The sequence below is a fragment of the Streptomyces sp. NPDC003379 genome (assembly GCF_053589195.1).
In genome coordinates, this window is record NZ_JBSFRK010000027.1 from 44,985 (window position 1) to 69,972 (window position 24,988).

Here is a 24,988-nt window from a genome sequence, read left to right on the forward strand (position 1 = left end):
TTGACGCAGACCATCGCTCCCCGCCTCTGGCGGCTTCTTCTCGTGCTCGTCGCCGCGACCGGCGCCTTCCTCGCCGGCGCCGCGCCGGCCTCCGCGCACGCCGCGCTGACCGGCAGCGACCCGAAGCAGGGAGCGGTGGTCGACAAGGCCCCCGCCCAGGTGAAGCTCACCTTCTCGGAGAAGGTCGCCATGTCGGACGGCTCGGTACGGGTGCTCGACCCGTCCGGCAAGCGCGCCGACACCAACAAGACGACTGACCTGGGCGCCAACACGTACGGCGTGAAGCTGCGCCCCGGCCTGCCCGACGGCACCTTCACCGTCGCCTACCAAGTCGTCTCCGCGGACAGCCACCCGGTCGCCGGCGCCTTCACCTTCTCCATCGGCGCGCCCTCCGACACCAAGGCCGTCCTGCCCGACCAGGAGGCGGGCGGCGGCCTCGTCGGCGTGCTCTACGACATCGCGCGCTACCTCTCCTACGCCGGGTTCATCGTGGTCGTCGGCGGCGCCGCGTTCGTGCTCGGCTGCTGGCCGCGCGGCGCGGGCGTGCGGGCCGTACAGCGGCTCGTGACGTACGGCTGGGTCACGCTCACCGGCTCCACGCTCGCCCTGCTCCTGCTCCGCGCCCCCTACACCGGCTCGGGGAAGCTCGCCGACGTCTTCGACATGGGCAAGCTCGGCGACGTACTCAACACCAAGACGGGCGCGGCCCTGGTCTCCCGGCTGCTGCTGCTCGCCGCCGCCGCGCTGTTCATCGCGGTGCTCTTCGGGGCGTACGAGAAGCGTGACGACCCCAAGGAGAAGAAGGACCTCACCTTCGGCCTCGCGATCGGCGGCACGGTCGTCGCCATCGGCATCGCGGCGACCTGGGCGATGGCGGAGCACGCATCGACCGGCGTCCAGGCGGGCATCGCGATGCCCGTCGACGTGCTGCACCTGCTGGCCGTCGCCGCCTGGCTGGGCGGGCTCGCGGCGCTCGTCGTCGCGCTGTACCGCACCTCTTCAGTAGAAGCCGTGGCCGTACGGCGCTTCTCGCGCGTGGCGTTCATCAGTGTCGTCGTGCTGGCCGCGACCGGGCTCTACCAGTCGTGGCGGCAGGTCGGCTCGTGGTCGGCGCTGACCGGTACGTCGTACGGGCAGCTGCTCCTCGTCAAGATCGGCCTGGTCGTCGTCCTCGTGGGCGTCGCCTCCATCTCGCGGCGCTGGACCGGACGCATCGCCTCCGAGGGCAGCGGTGCCGCGCCGGAGACCGCGGCCGCCGTGGTCGTCGAACAGCGCACGCAGAAGGAGTCGACGAAAACAAAGAACTTGCTCAAGCCCGCGAGCAAGTCCGCGAAGAAACCGGTCACGGTGCCCGCCCCCGCCGCCGGCGACGCGGACGACTCCGAGCGCTCCGCCCAGCTCGCGCGCCAGCGTGCCGCCGTGGCCACCGCGCGCGAGAAGCGCATCCGCGACGCCGACCCGCACCGCTCCGGACTGCGCCGCTCGGTGCTCACCGAGGCGGGCGTCGCCGTCGTGCTGCTCGCCGTCACGACGGTCCTGACGACCACCGAGCCCGGCCGCACCGAGGAGGAGGCCGCCAAGGCCACCTCCGCGGCGGCGGCCGCACAGCGCTCGGGCCCGCTCACCCTCAAGGTGCCCTTCGACACGGGCGACGAGGACGGCAAGGGCACCGTGCGCCTCGAACTGGACCCGGGCCGTACCGGCAGCAACGACCTGCACGTGTACGTGAAACGGCCCAACGGCAGCGCCTTCGACATCCCCGAGGTGAAGGTCTCCTTCACTCTCAAGTCGAAGGACGTGGGCCCGCTGCCCGTCACCCCCGACCACATCGCCACCGGACACTGGAGTGCGAGCGGGGTGCAGATTCCCATGGCGGGCAACTGGAAGATCGCGGTGACGGTGCGGACCTCCGACATCGACCAGGTGACCGTGAACAAGAACGCGCAGATCGGCTGAGCCAGCATGACGGACAACGGGATTTCCAGGCGGCGGCTGCTCGGCACCGCCGGCGCGACCGGCCTCGCGCTCGGTGCGGCGGGCGGCGCGGTCGGGTACGCCGCGGCGCCCTCGTCCGGCGCCTCCGACGCGCCCGGCGTGTCCGGCTCGTCGAAGGCCGCCCTGGCGTCTCTCGGCACGGACGAGGTGATGTTTCACGGGAAACATCAGTCCGGCATCACCACGCCCATGCAGTCCCGCGGCCATCTGATCGCCTTCGACCTGGCGGCGGGCGCGGGCCGCAAGGAGGCGGCGGCCCTGCTGCGCCGCTGGTCGGCGACGGCCGAGCGGCTGATGGCGGGCGAGCCGGTCGGCGGTGACGACACGGCGGTCGCGCGGGACGCGGGCCCCTCCTCGCTCTCCGTCACCTTCGGCTTCGGCGCCTCCTTCTTCTCCCGGGCAGGCCTGGAGAAGCAGCGCCCGGCAGCGCTGGACCCGCTGCCCGACTTCTCCTCGGACCATCTCGACAAGGCGCGCAGCAACGGCGATCTGTGGGTGCAGATCGGCGCGAACGACCCGCTCGTCGCCTTCCACGCGCTCCGCGCGCTCCAGAAGGAGGCGGCGGGGGCCGCGCGCGTGCGCTGGCAGATGAACGGCTTCAACCGGTCGCCGGGCGCCACCGCGCAGCCGATGACGACCCGGAATCTGATGGGCCAGATCGACGGCACGAACAACCCGAAGCCGTCGGAGAAGGACTTCGACGAGCGGATCTTCGTACCCGCCGACGGCGACCCGGCGTGGATGGCGGGCGGTTCCTACGCCGTCGTACGCCGTATCCGGATGCTCCTCGACGACTGGGAGAAGCTCGGTGTGAAGGCACAGGAGGCGGTGATCGGGCGGCACAAGTCGGACGGTTCGCCGCTGACCGGTGGCACGGAGACGACCGAGCCGCAGCTGGAGAAGACGGGCCAGGACGGCAAGGTCGTCATCCCCCTCAACGCGCATGCCCGCATCACGCGGCCCGACCAGAACGGCGGCGCCGCGATGCTGCGCCGGCCGTTCTCGTACCACGACGGCTTCGACGCGCACGGCGAGCCGGACGCGGGGCTGCTCTTCGTCTGCTGGCAGGCGGACCCGATGCGCGGCTTCGTGCCGGTGCAGCGCAAGCTCGACCGGGGCGACGCCCTGTCGGAGTTCATCCGGCACGAGGCGAGCGGGCTCTACGCGGTGCCGGGCGGGGCGGCGAAGGGCGAGTACGTGGGGCAGCCGCTGCTGGAGGCGTAGCCGGGCCGCCCCGGGCGCGTGGGGGAGCGTGAGCCCCGGGTACGGGTGAGGCGGGTGCCGCTCCATGAGACGCGTGAGACGCGCCACGCCGGGCCCCATTAGGGTGACCGTATGTCGGCGACGCGCTACACCTATCTCGGCCCCGAAGGCACCTTCACCGAGGCCGCCCTCCGTACGCTGCCCGAAGCGGCCGCCCGGGAACTCGTCCCGATGGTGTCCGTCCCGGCCACGCTGGACGCGGTCCGCAACGGCCAGGCGGCGGCCGCGCTCGTGCCGATCGAGAACTCGGTCGAGGGCGGCGTCACGACCACGGTCGACGAGCTCGCCAAGGGTGAGCCCCTGATGATCTACCGCGAGGTCGTCCTGCCGATCGCCTTCGCGCTGCTCGTGCGCCCCGGCACGGAGTTCAAGGACATCAAGACGGTGACCGGCCACCCCGTGGCCCAGCCCCAGGTGCGCAACTGGCTGGCCGCCCACCTCCCGGACGCCCTGTGGGAGTCGGCGGCCTCGAACGCCGACGGCGCGCGGCTCGTCCAGGAGGGCCGTTTCGACGCGGCCTTCGCGGGGGAGTTCGCGGCGGCCACGTACGGCCTGGAACCGCTGGTCAGCGAGATCCACGACGCGGCCAACGCCGCGACCCGCTTCGTCCTGGTCGGCCGTCCTGCCCGCCCGGCGGCGCCGACCGGCGCCGACCGGACCTCCGTCGTCATCTGGCTGGGCGACGACCACCCCGGCGCCCTGCTCGAACTGCTCCAGGAGTTCGCCGTACGTGGCGTCAACCTGATGCGCATCGAGTCGCGCCCGACCGGCCAGGGCATCGGCAACTACTGCTTCTCGGTGGACGCCGAGGGACACATCACGGACCGCCGGGTCGGCGAGGCCCTGATGGGGCTCAAGCGGATCTGCCCGCAGGTGCGCTTCCTCGGCTCGTATCCGCGGGCCGGGGTGTCCCCGGCGGATGTGCGGGTGCTGCGGCCCGGCACGTCGGACGGCGAGTTCGCGGCGGCCTCGGACTGGCTGACGCGCTGCCAGGACGGCCGTTTCTAGCCACTGATGGCCTTGAGGCGCTCGGGGAGACGCTCCGGGCGCCATTCCTACCTGCAGATTTACGTTGCCCACAGAAGTTATCCACAGGCTCGCATCTCGACCTGGGGACAAGTCGACAACGAAGTGCGACATGGTCGACAAATCTGCCCACAGCTCTCATCTCCGTCCACGGCCCCTCACGTCACCCCTCGTCCACTCTTTTCCATTGATCAACTCTTTAGAGGGAACCATTTCCACTCGAAAGTGGAGGCGGGGCCGGTTTGGGAAACGAATCGTTCGTCACGCTTGTGGCTTTCGGAACGACCACTTCCGGCATCCACAGATCTTTCGCACACCCTGTGGATAACTCTTCGGAGGTCGCCATTCCTGTGGACAACCGGAGTGGGCAGAGGCCCCAAGTCCCGCTCGCGGCAAGGAGTTCACGTCAAGGCGGCGAGTGCGCTCTGCCCCATTTCGGGGAGGGCGCCCCATTTATTGACCGGGTGCCCGCGTGGACCCGAAGGGGCCTTTTCGGCCGGGCCGATCGCGTTTGATCTCCGTTTCGATCTCCGCGAATTCATTCCGGCAAAACGGGCATAACGTACACAATGGAATATCGAGTCGTGGGCCGGAACCGCACAACGGTAGCCTTGAGGGGTGATTGACCTTCGCCTGCTCCGTGAGGACCCCGACCGTGTTCGCGCCTCCCAGCGCGCCCGTGGAGAGGACGTCGCGCTCGTCGACGCCCTGCTCTCCGCCGACGAGCGGCGCAGGTCGTCCGGCGTCCGCTTCGATGAGCTGCGCTCCGAGCAGAAGGCGCTCGGCAAGCTGATCCCGAAGGCCTCGCCCGAGGAGAAGCAGGAGCTCCTGAAGAAGGCGGGCGAGCTCTCCGCCGCCGTCAAGGCGGCCGACGCCGCGCAGGACGAGGCCGACGACGAGGCCAAGCGGCTCCTGCGGCAGCTGGGCAACATCGTCCACCCGGACGTCCCGGTCGGCGGCGAGGAGGACTTCGTCGTCCTCGACACGATCGGCACCCCGCGCGACTTCGCGGCCGAGGGCTTCGAGCCGAAGGACCACCTGGAGCTCGGCGAGGCGCTCGGCGCCATCGACGTCGAGCGCGGCGCGAAGGTCTCCGGATCGCGCTTCTACTACCTCACCGGTGTCGGCGCCCTCCTTGAGCTCGCCCTGGTCAACGCGGCGATCGCGCAGGCGACGGAGGCCGGGTTCATCCCGATGCTGACGCCGTCGCTGGTCCGCCCGCGCGCCATGGAGGGCACGGGCTTCCTCGGCCAGGCCGCGGAGAACGTGTACCACCTGGAGAAGGACGACTACTACCTGGTCGGCACCTCCGAGGTCGCGCTCGCGGCGTACCACATGGACGAGATCATCGACGCCGACAAGCTGCCCCTGCGGTACGCGGGCTTCTCGCCCTGCTACCGCCGCGAGGCCGGCACATACGGCAAGGACACCCGCGGCATCTTCCGCGTGCACCAGTTCGACAAGGTCGAGATGTTCTCGTACGTCGACCCGGCCGACGCCGAGAACGAGCACAAGCGCCTCCTGGAGTGGGAGAAGCAGTGGCTGACCGGCCTCGGCCTGCCCTTCCAGGTGATCGACGTGGCCACCGGTGACCTCGGTGCCTCGGCCTCGCGCAAGTTCGACTGCGAGGCGTGGATCCCCACCCAGGGCAAGTACCGCGAGCTGACGTCCGCGTCGAACTGCGACGGCTTCCAGGCCCGCCGCCTGTCCGTGCGCATGCGCGACAGCCGTGACGGCAAGAAGGTCCTCCAGCCGCTCGCGACGCTGAACGGCACGCTGTGCGCCGTGCCCCGCACGATCGTGGCGATCCTGGAGAACCACCAGCAGGCCGACGGCTCCGTGGTGGTGCCCGAGGTGCTGCGTCCCTACCTCGGGGGACGAGAGATTCTGGAGCCCATCGCCAAGTGAGCCACCCAGCTCAGGCCACGCCGTCCTTCCCTTACAAGCTGGTCGCCACCGACCTCGACGGGACGCTGCTGCGGCCCGACGACACGGTTTCGGAACGTACGCGCGAGGCGCTCACCGCGGCCACCGCGGCGGGCGCCGCGCACATCGTCGTCACCGGCAGGGCCGTGCCGTGGACCCGGCACATCCTCGACGACCTCGGCTATAACGGCATAGCGGTGTGCGGGCAGGGCGCGCAGGTCTACCACGCGGGGGAGCACCGGCTGCTCACCTCGGTGACGCTCGACCGGCAGCTCGCCGGTCTGGCCCTGGCGAAGATCGAGGCGGAGATCGGCCCGCTCGCCCTGGCGGCGAGCCGTGACGGCATCGACGGCGAGATCCTGGTCGGCCCGGGGTACGCCGTCCAGGGCGGCCCGCTGCCGAGCATCCCCTTCACGGACGTCACCGATCTGTGGGCCGCCCCGCTGAACAAGGTGTACATCCAGCATCCCGGCCTCGGCGACGACGCGCTGACGGACGTGGCGCGGCAGGTGGCGGGCGATCTGGTCGGCGTGACCATGGCGGGCGAGGGCGTCGTCGAACTCCTCCCGCTCGGTCTCTCCAAGGCCACGGGCCTCTCCCTCGCGGCCCGCCGCCTGGGTGCGAAGGCCATGGACACGATCGCCTTCGGCGACATGCCCAACGACATCCCGATGTTCGGCTGGGCGGCCCACGGCGTGGCCATGGCCAACGCGCACGAGGAGCTGAAGGCGGTCGCGGACGAGGTGACGACGTCGAACGAGGCGGACGGCATCGCGGTGGTGCTTGAGCGACTGCTGGGCTGATGAGGACGGCGATCTCCGGCCCGTCCGGCGTCTGAGCACGGACTCGGCGAAGCCTGCGACAGACGCTTGCCCCAGTGCCGGGCGTCGATACCCGCTCAAGCTCGGTGCGACGTCTCGCGGAGGATGCGCGGATCGAACGCGCGCGGGGCTTTCGGCCCCGACGACGGCTTAGCAAGCCGCTGCCTTACCACTCGGCCAATCCTCCGGGTGGGCGGCCCGCGCAGCGATGTGTACTGCGCGCTCGAAGCGGCCGCCCCGGGCAATCCCCCGCGGGTGGGGCCGTACGGAGTGAGTAACTACTCCGGAGCCTGCCGCGGACTGCCCTGTCGGGAACTCGACGGGCTACTGACGGACACGTCGGCTCCTCTCCCGGAAGGTGAGCGCCGGTTACCGGCGCGGTGACAGCAACTACTTTGCCCGCGCCGGGTGTTCACCGCCACCGAATAAAACTCTGCCCGGGTGCGTCCCTACTCCTCCCCGGCCAGCTTCAGCGACCGCAGCTTCTGTCCCGCGTACCAGGTGGTGGCCACCGTGACGGCGACCAGCAGGCACGTCGCCGTGGGAAGGCCGACGTCGGAGGTGATCAGATCGCCGTCGCCGACCTTCTGGGCCACGGCGAGGGACCACTGCTGGACGCTGAGCGTGCGCGCGCCCAGGACCAGCGACCCGAAGAGGGCCTCCCACACCAGGGCGTAGACGAGCCCGAAGACCACGGCGTGCCGGGTGATCGTGCCGAGGAACAGGAAGATCGCGGCGTATGTGATGGAGGCGACCAGTGCGGCGATCGTGTACGCCACGGCGATCTGCTGGCCGTTGCCGTTGAGGATCATCCCCGCGATGAAGGTGGGTATCGCGGAGAAGGCCATGGTCACGGCGATGGCGACGATCAGCTTGGTGAAGATGATGGTGGGCCGCTTGACCGGCTTGGAGAGGAGGTAGACGACGGAGCCGTCGTCGATCTCCGGGCCGATGGCGCCCGTGCCCGCGATGACACCGATGATCGGCACCATCGTGGCGAGCGCGAAGCCTCCCAGGACGTCGACGGCCACTTGGTCGTCGGCGCCACTGAATCCGCGTACCGCACCGGAGATGACGATCAGCAGGACGGGCAGGGTGAAGAGGATGAGCGCCCGGCGGCGGCCGAGCAGGGCCCGGTAGGTGAGCCGGGCCACAGTGGGGTCGTACACAATGGCTCCCTTCAGGCCGCGACGAGGTAGGAGAAGACCGACTCGAGGGACTCGTCCGAGGGCGAGACCGTCAGGAGCCGGATGCCGTGCTCACGGGCGACGCGGGGCAGCAGCGTCGTGAACCGGCCGAAGTCGACCGCCTGAATGCGCAACGCGCCCTCCTTGAGGTCGACTTCGATGCCGGCCGTCGAGGGGTCGGCGATCAGCGCGGCGGCCAGGGCGCGGTCGTCGCTGGAACGGATCAGATAGCGGTGGGGCCGGTCGGTCATCAGGCGTCGGATTTTGCGGAAGTCACCGCTCGCCGCGTGCCGTCCGGCGACGATCACCTCGATGTGCGAGGCCAGTTGCTCGACCTCTTCGAGGATGTGCGAGGAGAACAGAACCGTGCGGCCCTGTTCACCCATGTTCCTCAGGAGGTCCATCAGCTGCATGCGCTGGCGCGGGTCCATGCCGTTGAAGGGCTCGTCGAGCAGCAGTACGGACGGGTCGTGGACCAGGGCGGAGGCCATCTTCACGCGCTGGCGCATGCCCTTGCTGTACGTGGAGATCTTCCGGTCCTGCGCGTACTCCATCTGCACCGTCGCGAGCGCCTGCTTGGCGGCCCGCTCGTCCAGACCGTGCAACTCGGCGTTGGCGACGACGAATTCCTGGCCGGTGAGGAAGTCGTACATCGCCTCGCGCTCGGGGACGATGCCGATGTCCTTGTAGATCTGTTCGTTGCGCCAGATCGGCTTGCCGTCGAGTGTGACGCTGCCCGTGGAGGGGGCGAGGAATCCGCCCATCATGTTGATGAGAGTCGACTTGCCCGCGCCGTTCGGACCGAGGAGCCCCGTGACTCCCGGGCCGATGTTCATGGTGATGTCGTTGACCGCCACCACGTTGCCGAACCAGCGGGACGTGTGGTCGATGGTGATCGTGGGCATCAGAGGCCGACCTTTCGGTAGCGGCGCATCATCGCGCCGTAGCAGCCGGCGATGAGGCCGAGGACGACGAGTACGTAGACGACGCCCATGCCGGACGAGGGTCCTTCCCCGCCGGGGAAGGCGGAGGTCGCGCCGAGGAAGGCGGTCTGCACGCCGTCGATGAGCGTGATCGGTGAGAAGAGGCCCAGCCAGGCGATGGCTCCGGTGCTGCCCTGTTCGTAGGCGATCGCCTGGACCGTGGACACCGCGCCGTAGGTGATGGTCAGGACGGCGATGACGGCGGCGATGCCGAAGCCCCGGCGGGGTGTGATCGCCGAGATGACCAGCGCGATGCCGGCGAAGAGGAGGGACAGCAGCGCCACGGAGACCAGGCCCTGGCCGAAGCCCTTCGTCTGGTCCGCGAAGTCGAGCTTGGCGAGCAACGCCCCTACGTAGAGGACGAGGAGCGGCGCGGCCGTGAGGACGAAGAGGGCCGAGGCCATCGCGGTGAACTTCGCGAGGACGTAGTCACCGCGCTCGATGGGCCGCGAGAAGTAGAGCGGCACGGTCTTGAAGCGCAGGTCGCGGGAGACGGTCTGCGGGGCCTGGGCGGCCAGGAAGAGGCTGATGACGGCCTGCAGGAGGATCGCGTATCGCGTGTAGTCGACGGGGAGGTCCTTGACCTTGGTGGCCACGGCGACCGCCACCATGATCGCGGCGGGTACGCACATGACCGCGAAGAGGATCATCGGCAGGACCTTGGACTTGGCCGAGCGTCCGAGGCCGTACGCGCCGCGCAGGCTCTGGGAGAAGAGCGAGCGGCGGGCGTAGGCACGGCCCAGGCGGGCGCCGTCGTAGTTCCTGTAGCCGATGTTGTGGATCTGGGTGGACTCAGTGCTCATCGCGTCCGCCTCCTGTCTGCTGTGCGGCGACCGCGGTGGCCGTCCCGGCGGCCGCGTGCTCGGGGACGGGCTCCTGCCGTGCGTCGTCGTGGTCCTTGAAGACCTCCGCGATGTGGTGCCTGCGCTGTTCCATCCGGACCAGGCCGATGCCCAGGTCGGCGACGAGGTCCCGCACGAGGTCGTACGTCTCCTCGCCCTCGGCGGTGAGCAGGATCGTGTGGCCCGCGCCGGGCAGCTCGCCGCCGGCCTCCGTACCTATGCCGTGCCCGCGCAGCGCGTCGCGCAGCGCCCGGGTGCCGTCCGGGTGTGCGTCGGAGTCGGTGACCTCGACGGCCAGGGTCGTGGTGGTCTGCGTGAAGTCGGTGGTGGAACTGGACCGCAGCAGCTTGCCGCCGTCGATGACGACGACGTGGTCGCAGGTGCGCTCCAGCTCGCCCAGCAGGTGCGAGGTGACGAGGACCGAGATGCCGAAGTCGGTGTGGACTCGGCGGATCAGGCCGAGCATCTCGTCGCGCCCGACCGGGTCGAGGCCGTTCGTCGGCTCGTCCAGGAAGACCAGTTGCGGGTCGTGGACGAGGGCTTGGGCGAGCTTGACGCGCTGCTTCATGCCCGTCGAATAGCCGCCGATGGGGCGGTAGCGCTCCTCGTAGAGCCCGACGTGCCGCAGGGTGTCCGCCGTGCGCTCACGGGCCGCGGTGGGCGGGAGCCCGGACATGCGCGCCATGTGGACGACGAACTCGGTGGCCGAGACGTCGGGTGGCAGGCAGTCGTGCTCGGGCATGTACCCGACGCGCTCGCGGATCTGGCCGCCGCTGGTGGCGACGTCGAGGCCGAGCACGGCGGCGCGGCCCTCCGTAGCGGGGGACAGACCCAGCAGAATCTTGATCAGTGTGGACTTGCCGGCTCCATTGGACCCGACGAGTCCGGTCACACCGGGCCCGATATCCATGGAGAGCCGGTCAAGCGCGGTCACCCTCGGGAACCGCTTGCTCAGGCTTTCGGTCGCGATCACAGTCACGTTTCGACGGTAGTGGCGCAGACCACACGAGTCGTCAGACCACGGGCTTGCCCTGCTCTCACTCTGGAGTATTACGGGCCCGTAGGGGTCCCCCGGAAGTCGACCCCTCGGGGATCTTCCGGACCTGTCCCCCAGGCTCGGGCAGAACTATTGACGCAGCCGCCGAGCATTGTCACATTCATCAGTGTCAAGTTACGGCCGCGTACGGCGACGAGCCGGACACGGGCATGGACCGGACTCGGGACGGACGGTGGCATGGCCTCAGCAGGTACAGACGGACTCTCCGCGGAACTGCGGGGGTTCAGGGAAGTGCAGACCCTCGCGTATGAATGCGCGGAGGCGGTCGCGGCTCAGCTCAGGCCGGGTGTGACGGAGCGCGAGGCCGCGCGGATGCAGCGCGAGTGGCTGCGGGAGCGGGGTGTGCGGGACTGGTTCCACCTGCCCTTCGCCTGGTTCGGCGACCGCACGGCGTTCGCCGACTTCCGTATACCGCTGCAGTTCTTCCCCACCAACCGCGAGCTGGAGCCGGGGATGCCCTTCATCCTCGACATGGCTCCGGTCCACAAGGGCTTCACGGCCGACATCGGCTACTCAGGCTGTCTGGGCCTCAACCCCGTGCACGACAAGCTGCTGGCCGATCTCGAGGCGCACCGCGAGCTGATCCTGCGCGAGGTGCGCGAGCGCCGCCCGCTGCGCGAGATATACGAGGACGTGGACCGGCTCATGGTCCGCCAGGGCTACGCCAACCGCCATCGGGCGTATCCCTTCGGCGTCATCGCGCACAAGGTCGGCCGGGTCAAGGAGCGCCGTCTGTCACCGCACCTCTTCGGGTTCGGCACACAGTCGCTCAAGGGCCTGGCGAGCGACGCGCTCCACGGTCACCGGGACGGCTGGTCACCGCTGTGGTCCCCGTACAAGTTCTCCGACCACCCGCCGCAGAACGGGCTCTGGGCGGTCGAGCCGCACCTCGGGTTCAGGGGTACGGGCGCGAAGTTCGAGGAGCTCCTGGTCGTCACCGACTCCAGGGATCCCGAACAGAGCGCGTTCTGGCTGGACGACGATCTGCCGCATGTGCGGCGCTGGGCTGAGGAGAGGGCCGCCGCATGACGACCGGAGCAGTCGCCGAGAAGATGAAGGACGCGCGCGAGCGCCGGGTGCGTACGGGCGGGGTGGAGCTGTGCGTCGCCGAGCTGGGCGACCCGGAGCGCCCGACGGTCCTGCTCGTGCACGGCTATCCCGACTCCAAGGAGGTGTGGACCGAGGTCGCCGAGCGTCTCGCGGACCGCTTCCACGTCGTGCTGTACGACGTGCGGGGACACGGCGGGTCGACGGCCCCGCAGCCACTGCGCGGCGGCTTCACCCTGGAGAAGCTGACCGACGACTTCATGGCGGTCATCGACGCGGTGAGCCCGGACAGGCCGGTGCATGTGGTGGGGCACGACTGGGGCTCGGTGCAGTCCTGGGAGTTCGTGACGGTCAAGCGGACCGAGGGGCGGATCGCGTCCTTCACCTCGATGTCGGGTCCGTCGCTCGACCATTTCGGGCACTGGATAAAGAAGCGTATGTCCCGGCCCACCCCGCGCAGGATCGGCCAGTTGCTCGGCCAGGGCGCCAAGTCCTGGTACGTGTACATGCTGCATACCCCCGTCCTCCCGGAGCTCGCCTGGCGCGGTCCGCTCGGCAAGCGCTGGCCGAAGATCCTCCAGCGCGTGGAGAAGGTCCCCGCGGGGGACTACCCGACACCGTCGCTGCCCCAGGACGCGGCGCATGGAGCCTGGCTCTACCGCGACAACGTCCGCGCGAGGCTGCGCAGGCCCCGCGCCGACGCGTACGCGCACGCGCCCGTGCAGCTCATCACGCCCTCAGGTGACATCTTCCTGTCCGAGCGGCTCTACGACGAGCTGGAGCAGTGGGCGCCGGGCCTGGTCCGCCGCACGCTGCCGGCCAAGCACTGGGTGCCGCGCACGCGGCCCGACCAACTGGCGGCGTGGATCGGTGACTTCGTGACGGCCCACGAGGACGGCCTGCCCGCCAAGGTCAGCACGGCCACGGGGAAGTACGCCGACCGGTTCGGCGGGCGGCTGGTCCTGGTCACCGGCGCGGGCAGCGGCATCGGGCGGGCCATCGCCTTCGCGTTCGCCGAGGCGGGGGCGCGTGTGGTGGCCGTCGACCGGGACGCGGAGAGCACTGCCCGCACGGCGGAGCTGTCCCGCCTCATAGGCGCCCCCGAGGCGTGGGGGGAGACGGTCGACGTCTCGGACGAGCAGGCCATGGAGAAGCTCGCCGAGAAGGTCGCCAGGGAGTACGGCGTTGTGGACGTCCTGGTGAACAACGCGGGCATCGGCCTCTCCGGCTCCTTCCTCGACACCAGCGCCGAGGACTGGAAGAAGGTCCTGGACGTCAATCTGTGGGGTGTCATCCACGGATGCCGTCTCTTCGGCAGGCAGATGGCCGAGCGCGGCCAGGGCGGCCATATCGTCAACACCGCGTCGGCGGCGGCGTTCCAGCCCTCCAAGGTGCTGCCCGCCTACAGCACCTCCAAGGCCGCGGTCCTCATGCTCAGCGAGTGCCTGCGCGCGGAGCTGGCGGGCCAGGACATCGGGGTCTCCGCGATATGCCCGGGTTTCGTGAACACGAACATCACGTCGACGTCCCGTTTCGTCGGTGTGGACGCCGACGAGGAGAAGCGCCGCCAGAAGCGCACCTCCCGGCTCTACGGCCTGCGCAACTATCCGCCGGAGAAGGTCGCCGACGCGGTGCTGCGCGCCGTCGTCAGGAATCAGGCGGTCGTCCCGGTCACCCCCGAGGCCCGCGGCGCCCACCTCATGTCCCGCTTCACCCCCAAGGTCCTGCGCGCCATAGCCCGATTGGAGCCGCCGCTGTGAGCGAGGAGAGGAACCCCGACACGAACGCCGCGGAGCACAGAGCGGCAGCGGAAGAGCAGGCGCCAGAGGCGCATTACGCGATCGTTCCGCGCCGGGTCTCGTTCGACTGGGACGAGACGCCACTGCACTGGATACCGGACGAGCCGACCGCCACGCACGTCATCAACGTCCTGCATCTGCTTCTCCCCGCGGGGGAGCGGTGGTTCGTGAAGGTCTTCAAGGAAGGCCTGCCGCTCGTCACCGATCCCGTGCTGCTCAGGGACGTCAAGGGGTTCATGGGGCAGGAGGCCACGCACAGCGTGCAGCATGCGCATGTGCTCGACCACCTGGCGGCGCAGCGGCTCGACACCGCCGCGTTCACCAAGTACGTCGACTTGCTCTTCGAGAGACTCCTCGGGGAGAGACCCCCGTTGGGGGCGCCGGTGCCGACCCAGGAGTGGTTGCGCTTCCGCCTGTCGATCGTCGCCGCGATCGAGCAGTTCACGGCGGTCCTGGGGAACTGGGTCCTGCACGCCGATGGTCTAGACCGCGCCGGTGCGGACGAGGTCATGCTCGACCTGCTGCGCTGGCATGGTGCGGAGGAGGTCGAACACCGCTCGGTCGCCTTCGACATGTACCAGCACTGCGGCGGCAAGGGCCTGCCCCGGTACGCCCGCCGGATCGCCGGCATGACGGTGACGGCGCCCGTGATGCTGTACCTGTGGATATGGGGCACGGCCTATCTGATCCGCCACGACCCTCAACTGGCGGGCCGCTTCCGGTACTCACTGGCCGAGCACAACAGGGCGGTCGCGAAGGGACTGCTGCCCATCTGGCGGGAGATCGGCACGGCGATACCCCGCTATCTGCGGCGGTCGTACCATCCCTCGCAGGAGGGCTCGCTGCGCAAGGCCGTCGAGTATCTGGCACAGTCGCCCGCGGCACGGGCGGCGGCGGGTGCGGTGGGCCGGGCGGCCATCGCCTAGTACGAGGCATCACGGAGGACGTCAGCGTGGAGTACCGCATCGAGGACCTGGCGCACCACAGCGGTGCGACGGTGCGCACGATCCGTGCCTATCAGGACCGCGGGCTGCTCCCCCGCCCGGAGCGGCGTGGCCGGTCCAATGTGTATGGGGAGGCGCATCTGGCACGGCTGCGGCAGATCGCCGACCTGCTCGACCGCGGCTACACCCTGGCTTCCATCAAGGAGCTCCTGGAGGCCTGGGACGCCGGCCGGGGCCTCGGCGGGGTGCTCGGCCTGGCGGTGGAGGTCGATGGTCCCTGGACGGACGAGAAGGCCGACCGGATCACCCGCGCGGAGCTCGACGAGGCATTCGGTGGTGTACCGGACGAGGCGGCGGTGGCCGACGCGATCGCCCTCGGTGTGCTCGAACCGATGCCGGGGCGCGAGGACGAATTCCTGGTGCCGAGCCCGCAAGAGCTGGCCGTGGCGGTGGAGTTGCACGCAGCTGGGGTTCCGCTATCGGCGATATCGGGTCATTTGCGGGAGTTGAGGGGGCAGGTCGAGCACATAGCTTCCCGTTTCCTGGAATTCACCACGGAGCACGTCTTCGGCCGTTATCTCGGCAATCATCCGCCGACCGAGGCGGACGCGGCCGAGGCCGCCTCTCTCGTACGTCGGCTCAGGCCGCTCGCGCAGCAGTCGGTCGATGCCGAACTGGCGCGGGCGATGCGGTTGTTCGCGACCAGGCACCTTCGTCGGCACTTGGACCCGGAGCAGACACCGCGGAGCGCGGATGAGCCACAAAGTGTGGTGCTGCCCGCATCCACAATGAGTGCTGTTCGGGAGCTGGTTGGCGACGCGAACGCGGCGGCGTTTATCGCTGCCGCCACCGAACGCGAGGTACGGGCGAGAACTTTGGACGCACTTGCCGCAACCCGGCGCCAAACAGCAGAAGTTGCCCAAATGCCGCATGGCGCCTAGGGGTTGTCCACAGAATCGCCAACCAGCCTGTGGATAACAGGACTTGTCTGTGGATCAAACATGTAACCCTAAATTCGTCGATGAAAAGTCGGTGGACGAAAGTCGAGTGGGCGGAGAACGGGCCGTTCCGGGACGAGCGTGGTCCAGTCCTCGGTCAGCGGAGCTGCGAGAGCGCTTCGGTCGCGATCTTCTCGAAGACGCCTTGGTCGGTGGCGAAGTCCGAGTCCGGGATGGGGGCGTGGATGACGATCTCAGTGAAGCCGAGATCCGCGTGCTTGCCCGCGAAATCCACGAAGGCGTCGACGGACTCCAGCGGCTGATTGCGGTCCGGAGTGAAGCCGGTCAGCAGGATCTTGTCCAGCTCGGCGACGTCCCGGCCGACGTCCGCGCACGCCTTGCCCAGTTTCTCGACCTGGCCCCGGATCGCCTCGCGTGACTCCTCGGGCGTGCCCGACCCGAAGAGCTTCGGGTCGCCCGTCGTCACCCACGCCTGCCCGTGCCGGGCCGCGAGCCGCAGACCGCGCGGGCCGGTCGCGGCCACCGCGAAGGGCAGCCTCGGCCGCTGCACACATCCGGGGATGTCACGCGCCTCGGTCGCCGAGTAGAAGGCCCCCTCGTACGTCACCGAGTCCTCGGTCAGCAGCCGGTCGAGCAGCGGTACGAACTCGCCGAACCGGTCGGCGCGCTCGCGCGGCGTCCAGGGCTCCTGGTCCGCCTTGAGGAGCGTCGTGGCGTCGAAGCCGCTGCCGCCGGCACCGATGCCGAGCGTGATCCGCCCGCCGGATATGTCGTCGAGCGATATGAGTTCCTTGGCGAGCGTCACCGGGTGGCGGAAGTTGGGCGACGTCACCAGCGTGCCCAGACGCAGCCGGTCGGTGGCGGCCGCGGCCGCGGTCAGCGTGGGCACCGCGCCGAACCACGGGCCGTCACGGAAGGAGCGCCAGGCCAGGTGGTCGTACGTGTACGCGGTGTGGAAGCCCAGCTCCTCGGCGCGCAGCCACTGGTCGCGGCCGCCTTCGTGCCAGCGGCGTACGGGAAGGATCACGGTGCTCAGGCGCAGGCTCATGTCGCAGAGCTTACGGCGACGCGCTGGGGCCCCGACCGGCGCTTACGTCACAGAGGTAGCCAGCTGCCACAGGGCTTTCGCGCGCCCCGGCCGGATCCACTCGGAGAGCACTCACCGAGCACTCAGATGTGCGCCCCCGCGCACGGCCGTGCGGGCATATGCGGGACAATCGACGGCGTGACCTCAGCTACCCCTGGGCCCCAGACCCCGGCCGCCACCGCCCCGGCCGCCACCGCCCCGTCGGGGCCCCGGCCGCGGCCCCGGTTGATCGCCACGGATCTGGACGGCACGCTGCTGCGCGACGACAAGTCGGTCTCCGACCGCACGGTCGCCGCCCTCGCCGCCGCCGAGGAGGCCGGGATCGAGGTCTTCTTCGTGACCGGCCGCCCGGCCCGCTGGATGGACGTCGTCAGCGCCCACGTCCACGGCCACGGCCTCGCCATCTGCGGCAACGGCGCGGCGGTGGTCGACCTGCACGGCGGCCCCGGCACGCACCGCTTCGTCAAAGTCCGCGAGTTCGAGCGGGCGAAGGCCCTCGACGTCGTCCGCAGGCTGCGCGCCGCGTCACCGGGCACGTCGTTCGCGGTCGAGCGGACCGGGGGACTGCACCACGAGGAGACGTATCCGCCGCTCCACATGGAGCCCGCCGAGAGCGTCGCGCCCGCCGAGAAGCTCCTGGCCGAGAAACCCGGGAGTCCCGAGGAACCCGGAAGCCCCGAGAGCCCCGGGAGCCTTGAGAGCCCCGGTGAACCCGACAGTCCCGGTGACCCCGAGAACACTGCCGCCGCCGAACAGCCCGTCCTGAAGATCCTCGCCTTCCACCCCGAACTCCAGCCCGACGACTTCCTGGTGCTGGCCCGCGCGGCCATCGGCGACCGGGCGACGGTCACCCGCTCCAGCCCCAGCGCGCTCCTGGAGATCAGCGGCCCCGGCGTCTCCAAGGCCAGCACGCTGGAGCTGTGCTGCGCCGAGCGCGGCATCGCCCCCGAGGAAGTCGTCGCCTTCGGAGACATGCCGAACGACATCGAGATGCTGACCTGGGCAGGTACGTCGTACGCGATGGGCAACGCCCACCCGGACGTCATCGCCGCCGCCTCCGGACGCACGGTCGCCAACAACGACGACGGCGTCGCGGTCGTGATCGAACGGATTCTGGCGGAACGGACGCCACGACCGGCCGAGCACGGCTAAAGCTTGACGCCCCTCTCGGCCAGCCACTTCCGCGGGTCGACCCCCGATCCGAGATACGGCGTGAGCCGCGTCTCGAAGTGCAGATGCGGCCCCGTCGAGTTGCCGGTCGTGCCGGCCTGTCCGACCCACTGGCCGGTGCGCACCTTGTCCCCCTGCTCGACGGTGACGGCCGCGAGATGCGCGTACTGCGTGTAGTACCCGCCGCGATGCCGCACCACGACCTCGATGCCGAAGGCCCCACCGCACGAGACGCTGTGCACGCGGCCCGCGCCGACCGACCGCACGGGTGTCCCGATGTCGACCGCGAAGTCCTGCCCGGTGTGCCGACGCGCCCAGCGCTCGCCGGTGCTGTCGAAGCCCGCGGAGAGTTCATACGTCTTCACAGGCGTGACCCACGCGCGCGTGGAGGCCCTTTTCGGCTGGCGCAGGCGTACGGCACCCCGGCACTTCCCCGCGGCGACCGCCCGGTCGGCCTCGCCCTGCAGGATCCACCGCGCCGACTCCAGCTTCCGTTCGATGCCGCGCTTCAGCTCGGCCAGGCGTGCGGTGTGCCGGTCCAGGCCCTGCCTGGCCCGGTCCGCCACGCGCTTGGCGGCCACGAGCCGGTCCCCGGCCCGCTGCGTCTTGACGATGGTGCTGTTGACGGCCAGGTCGGCCCGCCACAGGGCCTGCCGGCCGCGCATCAGCGCGTCGGGGCTTTCGGCCAGGAGCAGCTGCGCGGTGTAGGGCAGGCCGCCACCGGTGCGGTACTGGGCCCTGGCCATCCGGCCCAGGTCCTCGTGCAGCACCGCGACGTGGTGCCGCTCCTCGAAGAGTAGTCGGTCCAGTTCCCGGACCTTCTCCTTCTGGAGGCGCACCGCCCGACGGCCCTCTTCGTAGCGGGCGGTCGCGAGCGAGGCCTCTTCGTAGAGACGCGCCACATCGGCGCTCGCGCTCGGCCCCTCGGAGGCCGCGGCGGGAGGCGTGAGCCCGAGCAGCGCGCACAGCAGTACCGACACGCTGAAGAGCGGCGCGCACAGGCGCGGGCGCGGACGCGGACGACGGTGGCTCAGGTGCATGCCACGGATCGTTGCCCGGCGCGACGGCACGCTTCCTGCGGGACTCCTGCACTCGGGGGGCGCGGTGCCCCGTACGGCTCAGCCGCGTACCTCCGAACAGGGCTGCCGGTGTGTCAGTAAGGCGCCTGCCACACCACCGTCGTGCCGCCACCGTCCTCGCCGATCCCGGGCCCGTACCAACTGTCGCCGCCCAGTGACTCGGCCCGCCTCTTGAGGTTCTTCAGGCCACTGCGCCGACCGCCCTCCGGGATGCCCACGCCGTCGTCGGCGACCGTCAGGCGTACGCCCTGCCGCCCGTCGGGAAGCGGCACCGTCGAGTCGACGACGACGTCGATGCGGGCGGCGTGCGCGTGCCTGAAGGCGTTGGACAGGGCCTCCCGCAGGGCCGCGATGAGGTTCTTTCCGGTCAGCTCGCCCACCACGGTGTCGACGGGCCCCACGAAGCGGTGCGTGGGCTTGAAGCCGAGCGGGACGGCGGCCATGTTGATCTCCCGGAGCACGCGCGTGCGCAACCCCGACGGTGCCTCGGCCGGGCCCTGCTGGAGCGCGAAGATCGCCGTGCGGATCTCCTGGATCGTCACGTCCAGCTCGTCGACGGCCCTGCCGACACCGACCTGCACCTCCGGCACGACGGACCTGCGCTGGGCGCTCTCCAGCATCATCCCGGTGGCGAAGAGGCGCTGGATGACGAGGTCGTGCAGGTCCCTGGCGATCCGGTCGCGGTCCTCGTACACCGCGAGCCGCTCGCGGTCCCGCTGCGCGTCGGCCATCATCAGCGCGAGCGCGGCCTGCGAGGCGAACTGGGCGGCGAGCGTCCGCTCCGCCTCGCTGAAAGGACGTGCCCCACGCGCGCGTGGCGTCACGAGCGTCCCGAGGACCCTGCCGTCGCTGTGCAGCGGCAGCATCATGACGGGGCCGTAGCGGTGGGCGAGGTGGGTCACGGCGCGGGGGTCGGTGGCCGCGTCGTCGATGAACACGGCCTCCCCTGCGAGGAGTCGCACGATGATGCGGCTCTCCGGAGGGATGACCAGACCGAGCGCCCCGGTGGGCTCGTCCGAGGAGACGGCGACGATCTCCATGCCGCCCTCCTCGTCGGGCAGCAGCACCATCCCGGCGGCCGAGTCCGCGAGGCGCCTGGCCTGCTCGGCGACGACGGCGAGGGCGTCCTCCGCGTCGCTGCCGGAGAGCAGCGCCGTGGTGACCGCCACGGAGCCGTCGATCCAGCGCTCGCGCTGCTTGGCGGCTTCGTAGAGGCGAGCGTTGCCGATGGCGATGCCGGCCTCCGTGGCGAGGACGCGCACCATGTGCACGTCGTAGTCGTTGAAGTCGGCCCCGTCCCGCTTCTCGGTCAGATAGAGGTTGCCGAAGATCTCGCCCTGGACGCGGATGGGGACGCCCAGGAAGGACCGCATCGGCGGATGGTGGGCCGGGAACCCGCAGGAGCGCGGATCGACGGAGAGATCGGCGAGGCGCAGCGTCCTGGGCTGGTGGATGAGGGCGCCGAGCAGCCCCTTGTGGCCGTCGGGCAGCCGCCCGATCCGCTCGGCGGTCTCCGCGTCCATGCCGTGGTAGACGAACTCGGAGAGCCCTTTGCCGTCCTCGGCGACGACGCCGATCGCGGCGTAGTGGGCGTCGGCCAGTTCGGCGGCGGTCTCGCAGATGCGGTCCAGGGTGGTGTGGAGTTCGAGCCCGGTGCCGACCGACCGCATGGCTTCGAGCAGCTGCGGCACCCGCGACGCCAGCTCGGGCGAGAGCCCCTGGAGACTGCGGGTCGCCCGCGCCGCCGAGTCCGCCGGGTCCGGAGTGCCGTCGGGGAGCGGGGAGTCGGCGGAAGCCGAGGGTGCTGGCATGCCTTTGAGCCTAGTAAGTCCTATTTACTGGGGAAAGTCGAAACCTCCGCGACGGCCGACGCGACTGGCGTACGACACCGTCCACCAGGCCCGGCCCAAGGACGACGCGGCAGCGGCGCTCCCCAACAGCCTCAGCCCAAGGACGACGAGGCAGACGCACGGCGCTCCCCACCGGCCTCAGCCCACAGTCGACACGGCAGACACACGGTCCTCCCCACCGGCCTCAGCCCAAGGACGACACGGCAGCCGCACGGCGCTCCCCACCGGCCCCAACCCACAGTCGACACGGCAGACGCACGGCGCCGGCGCCGTCCACCAGCCTCAGCCCACGGTCAGCAGATCCGCCGCCCGCTCCGCCTCCAGCATCCGCCGCAGCGGTCCGTCCACCGCGGCGAGTTCCTCGTACGTACCGCGCTGCGCCACCCGGCCCGCGTCGAGGACGATCACCTCGTCGACCGCGTCGAGTCCGGCGAGCCGGTGCGTGATGAGCAGCGTCGTACGTCCCTCCGTGGCGGCCAGGAGGTCGGCGGTGAGGGCGTCGGCGGTCGGCAGGTCGAGATGCTCGGCGGGCTCGTCGAGGACCAGGACGGGGAAGTCCGCGAGCAGCGCGCGGGCCAGCGCGAGACGCTGTCGCTGCCCTCCGGAGAGCCGCGCTCCGTGCTCGCCGACGAGCGTGTCGAGCCCGGCGGGCAGCGAGTCGGCCCAGCCGTCGAGGCGCGCCCGCTCCAGGGCACCGTGCAACTCCTCCTCGGTGGCGTCCTTCTTGGCGAGCAGCAGGTTCTCGCGGACCGAGCTGTCGAAGATGTGCGCGTCCTGGGCGCACAGCCCGACCATGCCGCGCACGGCGTCGCCATCCAGCGTGGCCGCGTCCGTGCCACCGAGCGTGTACGTCCCTTCGTACGCCCCCACGAAACGCAGCAGCACCTGCGCGAGCGTCGTCTTGCCGGAACCGGAGGCGCCGACCACGGCGATCCGCCGCCCCCGCTCCAGCGTCAGGTCGACACCGGCGAGCGCGTCACCGGCCTGCCCTTCGTGGCGCGCGCGCAGCCCCTCGACGCGCAGCGGGAAGGGTGACCGCGGCGCCCGGGCGGGCACGGACGGCTCCGGCATCGGCTCGGCCGCGTCGAGGACTTCGTAGACGCGCTCCGCGCTCTTCCTGACCCGCTGGCGGTACTGCACGGCGAGCGGCAGCCCCAGCACCGCCTCGAAGGCGGCGAGCGGCGTGAGCACCACCACGGCGAGGGCGATCCCGCTGAGCCGCCCGTCCTGCACCGCCTGCACCCCGACGAGCGCGGCGGCGGCCACGGTGAGCCCGGTGGCGAGCGCGCCGAGCCCGTTGCCGAGCGCCGTGGCGGTGGCCCCTCGTGAGGTGATCCGCGTCAGCTCGGCGTCGGCCTCCCCCGCCTTGGCCGTACGACGCTTCAGCGCGCCTGCGACGGTCAACTCGGCGGTGCCGGTGAGCAGATCGGCCACGCGCGTGGCGAGCGCCCCGCGCGCGGGAGCCAGCTTCCGCTCCGCACGGCGGGCCACGGCACCGCTCAGCAGCGGCACCCCGACGCCCGCGGCGAGCAGCCCGGCGGCGAGCACCGCGCCCGCCTCGGGCAGCAGCCAGGCGGTGAAGCCGACGGCTCCCACGCTCACCACGGCCGCGGCGGAGGCGGGCAGCAGCCAACGCAGCCAGTAGTCCTGGAGGGCGTCGACGTCGGCGACCAGGCGGGAGAGGAGGTCACCGCGGCGGGTCGTACGCAGGCCCGCCGGGGCGAGCCGCTCCAGGCGCCGGTAGACGGCGACGCGGGTGTCGGCGAGCATCCGCAGCACGGCGTCGTGCGAGACGAGGCGCTCGGCGTAGCGGAAGACGGCGCGGCCGATGCCGAAGGCGCGGGTCGCCGTCACGGCGATCATCAGGTACATCACCGGAGGCTGCTCGGAAGCCCGGGATATCAGCCACCCGGACGTGGCCATGAGCCCCACGGCGCTGCCGAGCGCGAGGCCGCCGAGCAGCAGCGCGAGCCCGAGCTGCCCTCGCCGGGCCCGCGCGGCGTCCCGTACGCGGGCCAGCACCCGGCTCTGCGGACGGGACTTCTCCCACCCGCCCGTCTGTCCGCTCGGCGCCGCCGGGTCAAGGGAGGATCCATCGAACCCGGCGTCAAGAGAGGGTCCATCGAACCCTGTGTCACCGGAGCGTCCACCAAACCCCGTGTCACCGAAGCGTCCACCAAACCCCGTGTCACCGAAGCGTCCACCAAATCCCGCATCACCCGCCGCAGCCCCGCCGCCCGACCGGCGCTGTGCGGGGAACCTCCCCGCCTCGGAGGGGCGGCGGACGGCCTCAAGCCGCACCACCCGATCCGCCACAGCCAACAACGCGGGCCGATGCACCACCAACAGCACCGTCCGCCCGACGGCCAGCCGCCGGACCGCCTCCACGACGCCCGCCTCGGTCCCCCCGTCGAGCGCCGCCGTCGGCTCGTCGAGGAGCACCACGGGCCGGTCCGCGAGGAACGCCCGCGCCAGCGCGAGCCGTTGCCGCTGTCCGGCGGAGAGCCCGGCCCCGTCCTCCCCGAGCGGGGTCTCGGCCCCGGCGGGCAGCGCGTCCACGAACTCCAGGGCCCCCGCGTCCCGAAGGGCCTCCCGCAGCTGCGCCTCGGACGCGTCGGGCCGCGCGAGCCGTACGTTCTCCGCGATGGTCCCGGCGAAGAGGTGCGGCCGCTGCGGCACCCACGCGATCCGCTCGCGCCACCGCTCGGGGGAGACCTCCGCGAGGTCGACACCCCCGACGCGCACCCGCCCCTCGGTGGGCCGTACGAACCCGAGCACCACGTTCAGGAGGGTCGACTTGCCCACCCCGCTGGGCCCGACGAGCGCCACGGTCTCCCCGGGCGCCACCTCGAAGGCCGCCCCGGAGACCGCGTCCGAACTCCGCCCCGGGTAGCGGACGGTCACGCCCTCCACGCTCAGCACACCCGAGGGCGCCGCGCCCGTGCCGGTGGCCGGCACCGGGGTCTCCAGCACTTCGAAGATCTCCTCGGCGGCGGCAAGACCCTCCGCCGCCGCGTGGTACTGCGCTCCGACCTGGCGCAGCGGCAGATAGGCCTCGGGCGCGAGGACGAGGATGACGAGACCGACGTACAGGTCCATCTCGCCGTGAACGAGCCGCATGCCGATGGTCACCGCGACCAGCGCGACCGAGATCGTGGCGAGCAGCTCCAGGGCGAAGGAGGACAGGAAGGCGATGCGCAGCGTCCGCATGGTCGCCTGCCGGTACTCACCGGTGATCTTCCGTATCGACTCGGCCTGCGCCTTGGCGCGGCCGAACACCTTCAGGGTGGGCAGACCCGCCACGACGTCGAGGAAGTGCCCCGAGAGCCGTGAGAGCAGCCGCCACTGACGGTCCATGCGGTTCTGCGTCGCCCAGCCGATCAGGATCATGAAGATCGGGATCAGCGGCAGCGTGACGACGATGATCGCCGCCGAGACCCAGTCCTCGGTGACGATGCGGGCGAGCACCGCCACCGGCACCACCACTGCGAGCCCCAGCTGCGGCAGATAGCGCGAGAAGTAGTCGTCCAGCGCGTCCACGCCCCGCGTCGCGAGCGCGACCAGGGAGCCGGTCCGCCGGCCGCTGAGCCACCCCGGCCCGAGCTGCCCCGCCCGCTCCAGGAGCCGCCCCCGCAGCTCGGACTTGACCGCCGCGCTCGCCCGGTGCGCGGCCAGCTCAGTCAGCCAGGAGACCAGCCCCCGGCCCGCCGCGACCAGGGCGAGCAGCAGCAGCGGCGTACCCAGGTCGGCAGCGGAGAGGCCCTTCTGGAAGGCGCCCACCACGATCTCGGCGATGAGCATCGCCTGACCGATGACCAGACCGGCCCCGACCAGCCCCAGGGCCACGACCGCGACAAGGAAGAAGCGCGTGGCACGGGCATACCGAAGCAGGCGCGGGTCGATTGGTTTCACGTGAAACACACCTTCCGGGAAACCACGGGGAGGCTCAATGG

Annotated in this window: 18 protein-coding genes and 1 tRNA gene; 10 read left to right on the forward strand and 9 right to left on the reverse strand. The window is 70.8% G+C overall.

Annotated elements, in window-relative coordinates; genetic code table 11:
* The 5 genes from ACWDVB_RS25305 (at position 1) to ACWDVB_RS25325 (ending at position 7,013) form a co-directional block, all read left to right on the forward strand.
* Complete coding sequence (locus tag ACWDVB_RS25305) at positions 1-1,956, forward strand: copper resistance CopC/CopD family protein (RefSeq protein WP_451517059.1); 1,956 nt, start codon at positions 1-3, stop codon at positions 1,954-1,956.
* 6 nt (positions 1,957-1,962) lie between these two features.
* On the forward strand, positions 1,963-3,219 hold the full coding sequence (gene efeB / locus ACWDVB_RS25310) for an iron uptake transporter deferrochelatase/peroxidase subunit (RefSeq protein WP_451517058.1): 1,257 nt from the start codon (positions 1,963-1,965) through the stop codon (positions 3,217-3,219).
* A gap of 111 nt (positions 3,220-3,330) precedes the next feature.
* Positions 3,331-4,266, forward strand: coding sequence for a prephenate dehydratase (pheA, locus tag ACWDVB_RS25315; RefSeq protein WP_451517057.1), 936 nt, complete (start codon positions 3,331-3,333; stop codon positions 4,264-4,266).
* A gap of 636 nt (positions 4,267-4,902) precedes the next feature.
* A complete protein-coding gene (gene serS, locus ACWDVB_RS25320; RefSeq protein WP_451517056.1) occupies positions 4,903-6,192 on the forward strand; it encodes a serine--tRNA ligase in 1,290 nt (429 codons plus the stop codon).
* Positions 6,189-7,013: an HAD family hydrolase gene (locus ACWDVB_RS25325; protein ID WP_451517055.1), complete on the forward strand. Its 825-nt coding sequence runs from the start codon at positions 6,189-6,191 to the stop codon at positions 7,011-7,013. Before serS ends, ACWDVB_RS25325 begins: the two co-directional genes overlap by 4 nt.
* 117 nt (positions 7,014-7,130) lie before the next feature.
* On the opposite strand, the gene ACWDVB_RS25330 is transcribed toward ACWDVB_RS25325, so the two are convergent.
* The 5 genes from ACWDVB_RS25330 to ACWDVB_RS25350 form a co-directional block, all read right to left on the reverse strand.
* Positions 7,131-7,218 (reverse strand) — tRNA-Ser (locus ACWDVB_RS25330).
* A gap of 262 nt (positions 7,219-7,480) precedes the next feature.
* Complete coding sequence (locus ACWDVB_RS25335) at positions 7,481-8,200, reverse strand: ABC transporter permease (protein WP_451517054.1); 720 nt, start codon at positions 8,198-8,200, stop codon at positions 7,481-7,483.
* Positions 8,201-8,211: 11 nt separating this feature from the next.
* The gene (locus ACWDVB_RS25340) at positions 8,212-9,123 is read right to left on the reverse strand and encodes an ABC transporter ATP-binding protein (RefSeq protein ID WP_451517053.1); all 912 of its coding nucleotides are present in this window, start codon (positions 9,121-9,123) and stop codon (positions 8,212-8,214) included.
* A complete protein-coding gene (locus ACWDVB_RS25345; protein WP_451517052.1) occupies positions 9,123-10,004 on the reverse strand; it encodes an ABC transporter permease in 882 nt (293 codons plus the stop codon). The genes ACWDVB_RS25340 and ACWDVB_RS25345 overlap by 1 nt, the downstream gene beginning before the upstream one ends.
* Positions 9,994-11,016 carry an ABC transporter ATP-binding protein gene (locus tag ACWDVB_RS25350; protein ID WP_451517108.1) on the reverse strand — a complete coding sequence of 341 codons (1,023 nt, stop codon included), beginning with the start codon at positions 11,014-11,016 and terminating at the stop codon, positions 9,994-9,996. Before ACWDVB_RS25350 ends, ACWDVB_RS25345 begins: the two co-directional genes overlap by 11 nt.
* A gap of 261 nt (positions 11,017-11,277) precedes the next feature.
* Between ACWDVB_RS25350 and ACWDVB_RS25355 the strand changes: the two genes are divergently transcribed.
* The 4 genes from ACWDVB_RS25355 to ACWDVB_RS25370 all read left to right on the forward strand — a co-directional run bounded on the left by ACWDVB_RS25355 (position 11,278) and on the right by ACWDVB_RS25370 (position 15,831).
* Positions 11,278-12,129, forward strand: coding sequence for a M24 family metallopeptidase (locus ACWDVB_RS25355; RefSeq protein ID WP_451517051.1), 852 nt, complete (start codon positions 11,278-11,280; stop codon positions 12,127-12,129).
* A complete protein-coding gene (locus ACWDVB_RS25360; RefSeq protein WP_451517050.1) occupies positions 12,126-13,907 on the forward strand; it encodes an SDR family oxidoreductase in 1,782 nt (593 codons plus the stop codon). Before ACWDVB_RS25355 ends, ACWDVB_RS25360 begins: the two co-directional genes overlap by 4 nt.
* An 80-nt stretch (positions 13,908-13,987) precedes the next feature.
* Entirely contained in the window at positions 13,988-14,872 is an 885-nt protein-coding gene (locus ACWDVB_RS25365; protein ID WP_451517107.1) for a metal-dependent hydrolase, read from the forward strand.
* 8 nt (positions 14,873-14,880) lie between these two features.
* Positions 14,881-15,831 (forward strand): MerR family transcriptional regulator, encoded by a 951-nt coding sequence (locus ACWDVB_RS25370; protein ID WP_451517106.1) that lies wholly within the window; start codon positions 14,881-14,883, stop codon positions 15,829-15,831.
* A 154-nt stretch (positions 15,832-15,985) separates the two neighbouring features.
* Here the strand turns inward: ACWDVB_RS25370 and ACWDVB_RS25375 are convergent, their stop codons facing one another.
* Positions 15,986-16,897, reverse strand: a complete 912-nt coding sequence (locus tag ACWDVB_RS25375) for an LLM class flavin-dependent oxidoreductase (protein WP_451517049.1) — start codon at positions 16,895-16,897, stop codon at positions 15,986-15,988.
* 177 nt (positions 16,898-17,074) lie between these two features.
* On the opposite strand from ACWDVB_RS25375, the gene ACWDVB_RS25380 reads away from it, so the two are divergent.
* Entirely contained in the window at positions 17,075-18,088 is a 1,014-nt protein-coding gene (locus tag ACWDVB_RS25380) for an HAD hydrolase family protein (RefSeq protein ID WP_451517048.1), read from the forward strand.
* Here ACWDVB_RS25380 and ACWDVB_RS25385 read toward each other — a convergent pair.
* The 3 genes from ACWDVB_RS25385 to cydD form a co-directional block, all read right to left on the reverse strand.
* Positions 18,085-19,146 (reverse strand): M23 family metallopeptidase, encoded by a 1,062-nt coding sequence (locus ACWDVB_RS25385; RefSeq protein ID WP_451517047.1) that lies wholly within the window; start codon positions 19,144-19,146, stop codon positions 18,085-18,087. The genes ACWDVB_RS25380 and ACWDVB_RS25385 overlap by 4 nt on opposite strands.
* Positions 19,147-19,259: 113 nt before the next feature.
* Positions 19,260-20,996 (reverse strand): GAF domain-containing sensor histidine kinase, encoded by a 1,737-nt coding sequence (locus ACWDVB_RS25390; RefSeq protein WP_451517046.1) that lies wholly within the window; start codon positions 20,994-20,996, stop codon positions 19,260-19,262.
* Between the two features lie 321 nt (positions 20,997-21,317).
* Positions 21,318-24,947 carry a thiol reductant ABC exporter subunit CydD gene (gene cydD, locus ACWDVB_RS25395; protein ID WP_451517045.1) on the reverse strand — a complete coding sequence of 1,210 codons (3,630 nt, stop codon included), beginning with the start codon at positions 24,945-24,947 and terminating at the stop codon, positions 21,318-21,320.
* Positions 24,948-24,988 lie beyond the last annotated feature (41 nt).

What these genes read in the sequence shown, in the direction of transcription:
- efeB (WP_451517058.1), top strand. Translation starts at nt 1,963, where the DNA reads ATGACGGACAACGGGATTTCCAGGCGGCGGCTGCTCGGCACCGCCGGC.
- pheA (WP_451517057.1), top strand. Translation starts at nt 3,331, where the DNA reads ATGTCGGCGACGCGCTACACCTATCTCGGCCCCGAAGGCACCTTCACC.
- ACWDVB_RS25340 (WP_451517053.1), bottom strand. Translation starts at nt 9,123, where the DNA reads ATGCCCACGATCACCATCGACCACACGTCCCGCTGGTTCGGCAACGTG.
- ACWDVB_RS25345 (WP_451517052.1), bottom strand. Translation starts at nt 10,004, where the DNA reads ATGAGCACTGAGTCCACCCAGATCCACAACATCGGCTACAGGAACTAC.
- ACWDVB_RS25355 (WP_451517051.1), top strand. Translation starts at nt 11,278, where the DNA reads ATGGCCTCAGCAGGTACAGACGGACTCTCCGCGGAACTGCGGGGGTTC.
- ACWDVB_RS25360 (WP_451517050.1), top strand. Translation starts at nt 12,126, where the DNA reads ATGACGACCGGAGCAGTCGCCGAGAAGATGAAGGACGCGCGCGAGCGC.
- ACWDVB_RS25375 (WP_451517049.1), bottom strand. Translation starts at nt 16,897, where the DNA reads ATGAGCCTGCGCCTGAGCACCGTGATCCTTCCCGTACGCCGCTGGCAC.
- ACWDVB_RS25385 (WP_451517047.1), bottom strand. Translation starts at nt 19,146, where the DNA reads ATGCACCTGAGCCACCGTCGTCCGCGTCCGCGCCCGCGCCTGTGCGCG.
- ACWDVB_RS25390 (WP_451517046.1), bottom strand. Translation starts at nt 20,996, where the DNA reads ATGCCAGCACCCTCGGCTTCCGCCGACTCCCCGCTCCCCGACGGCACT.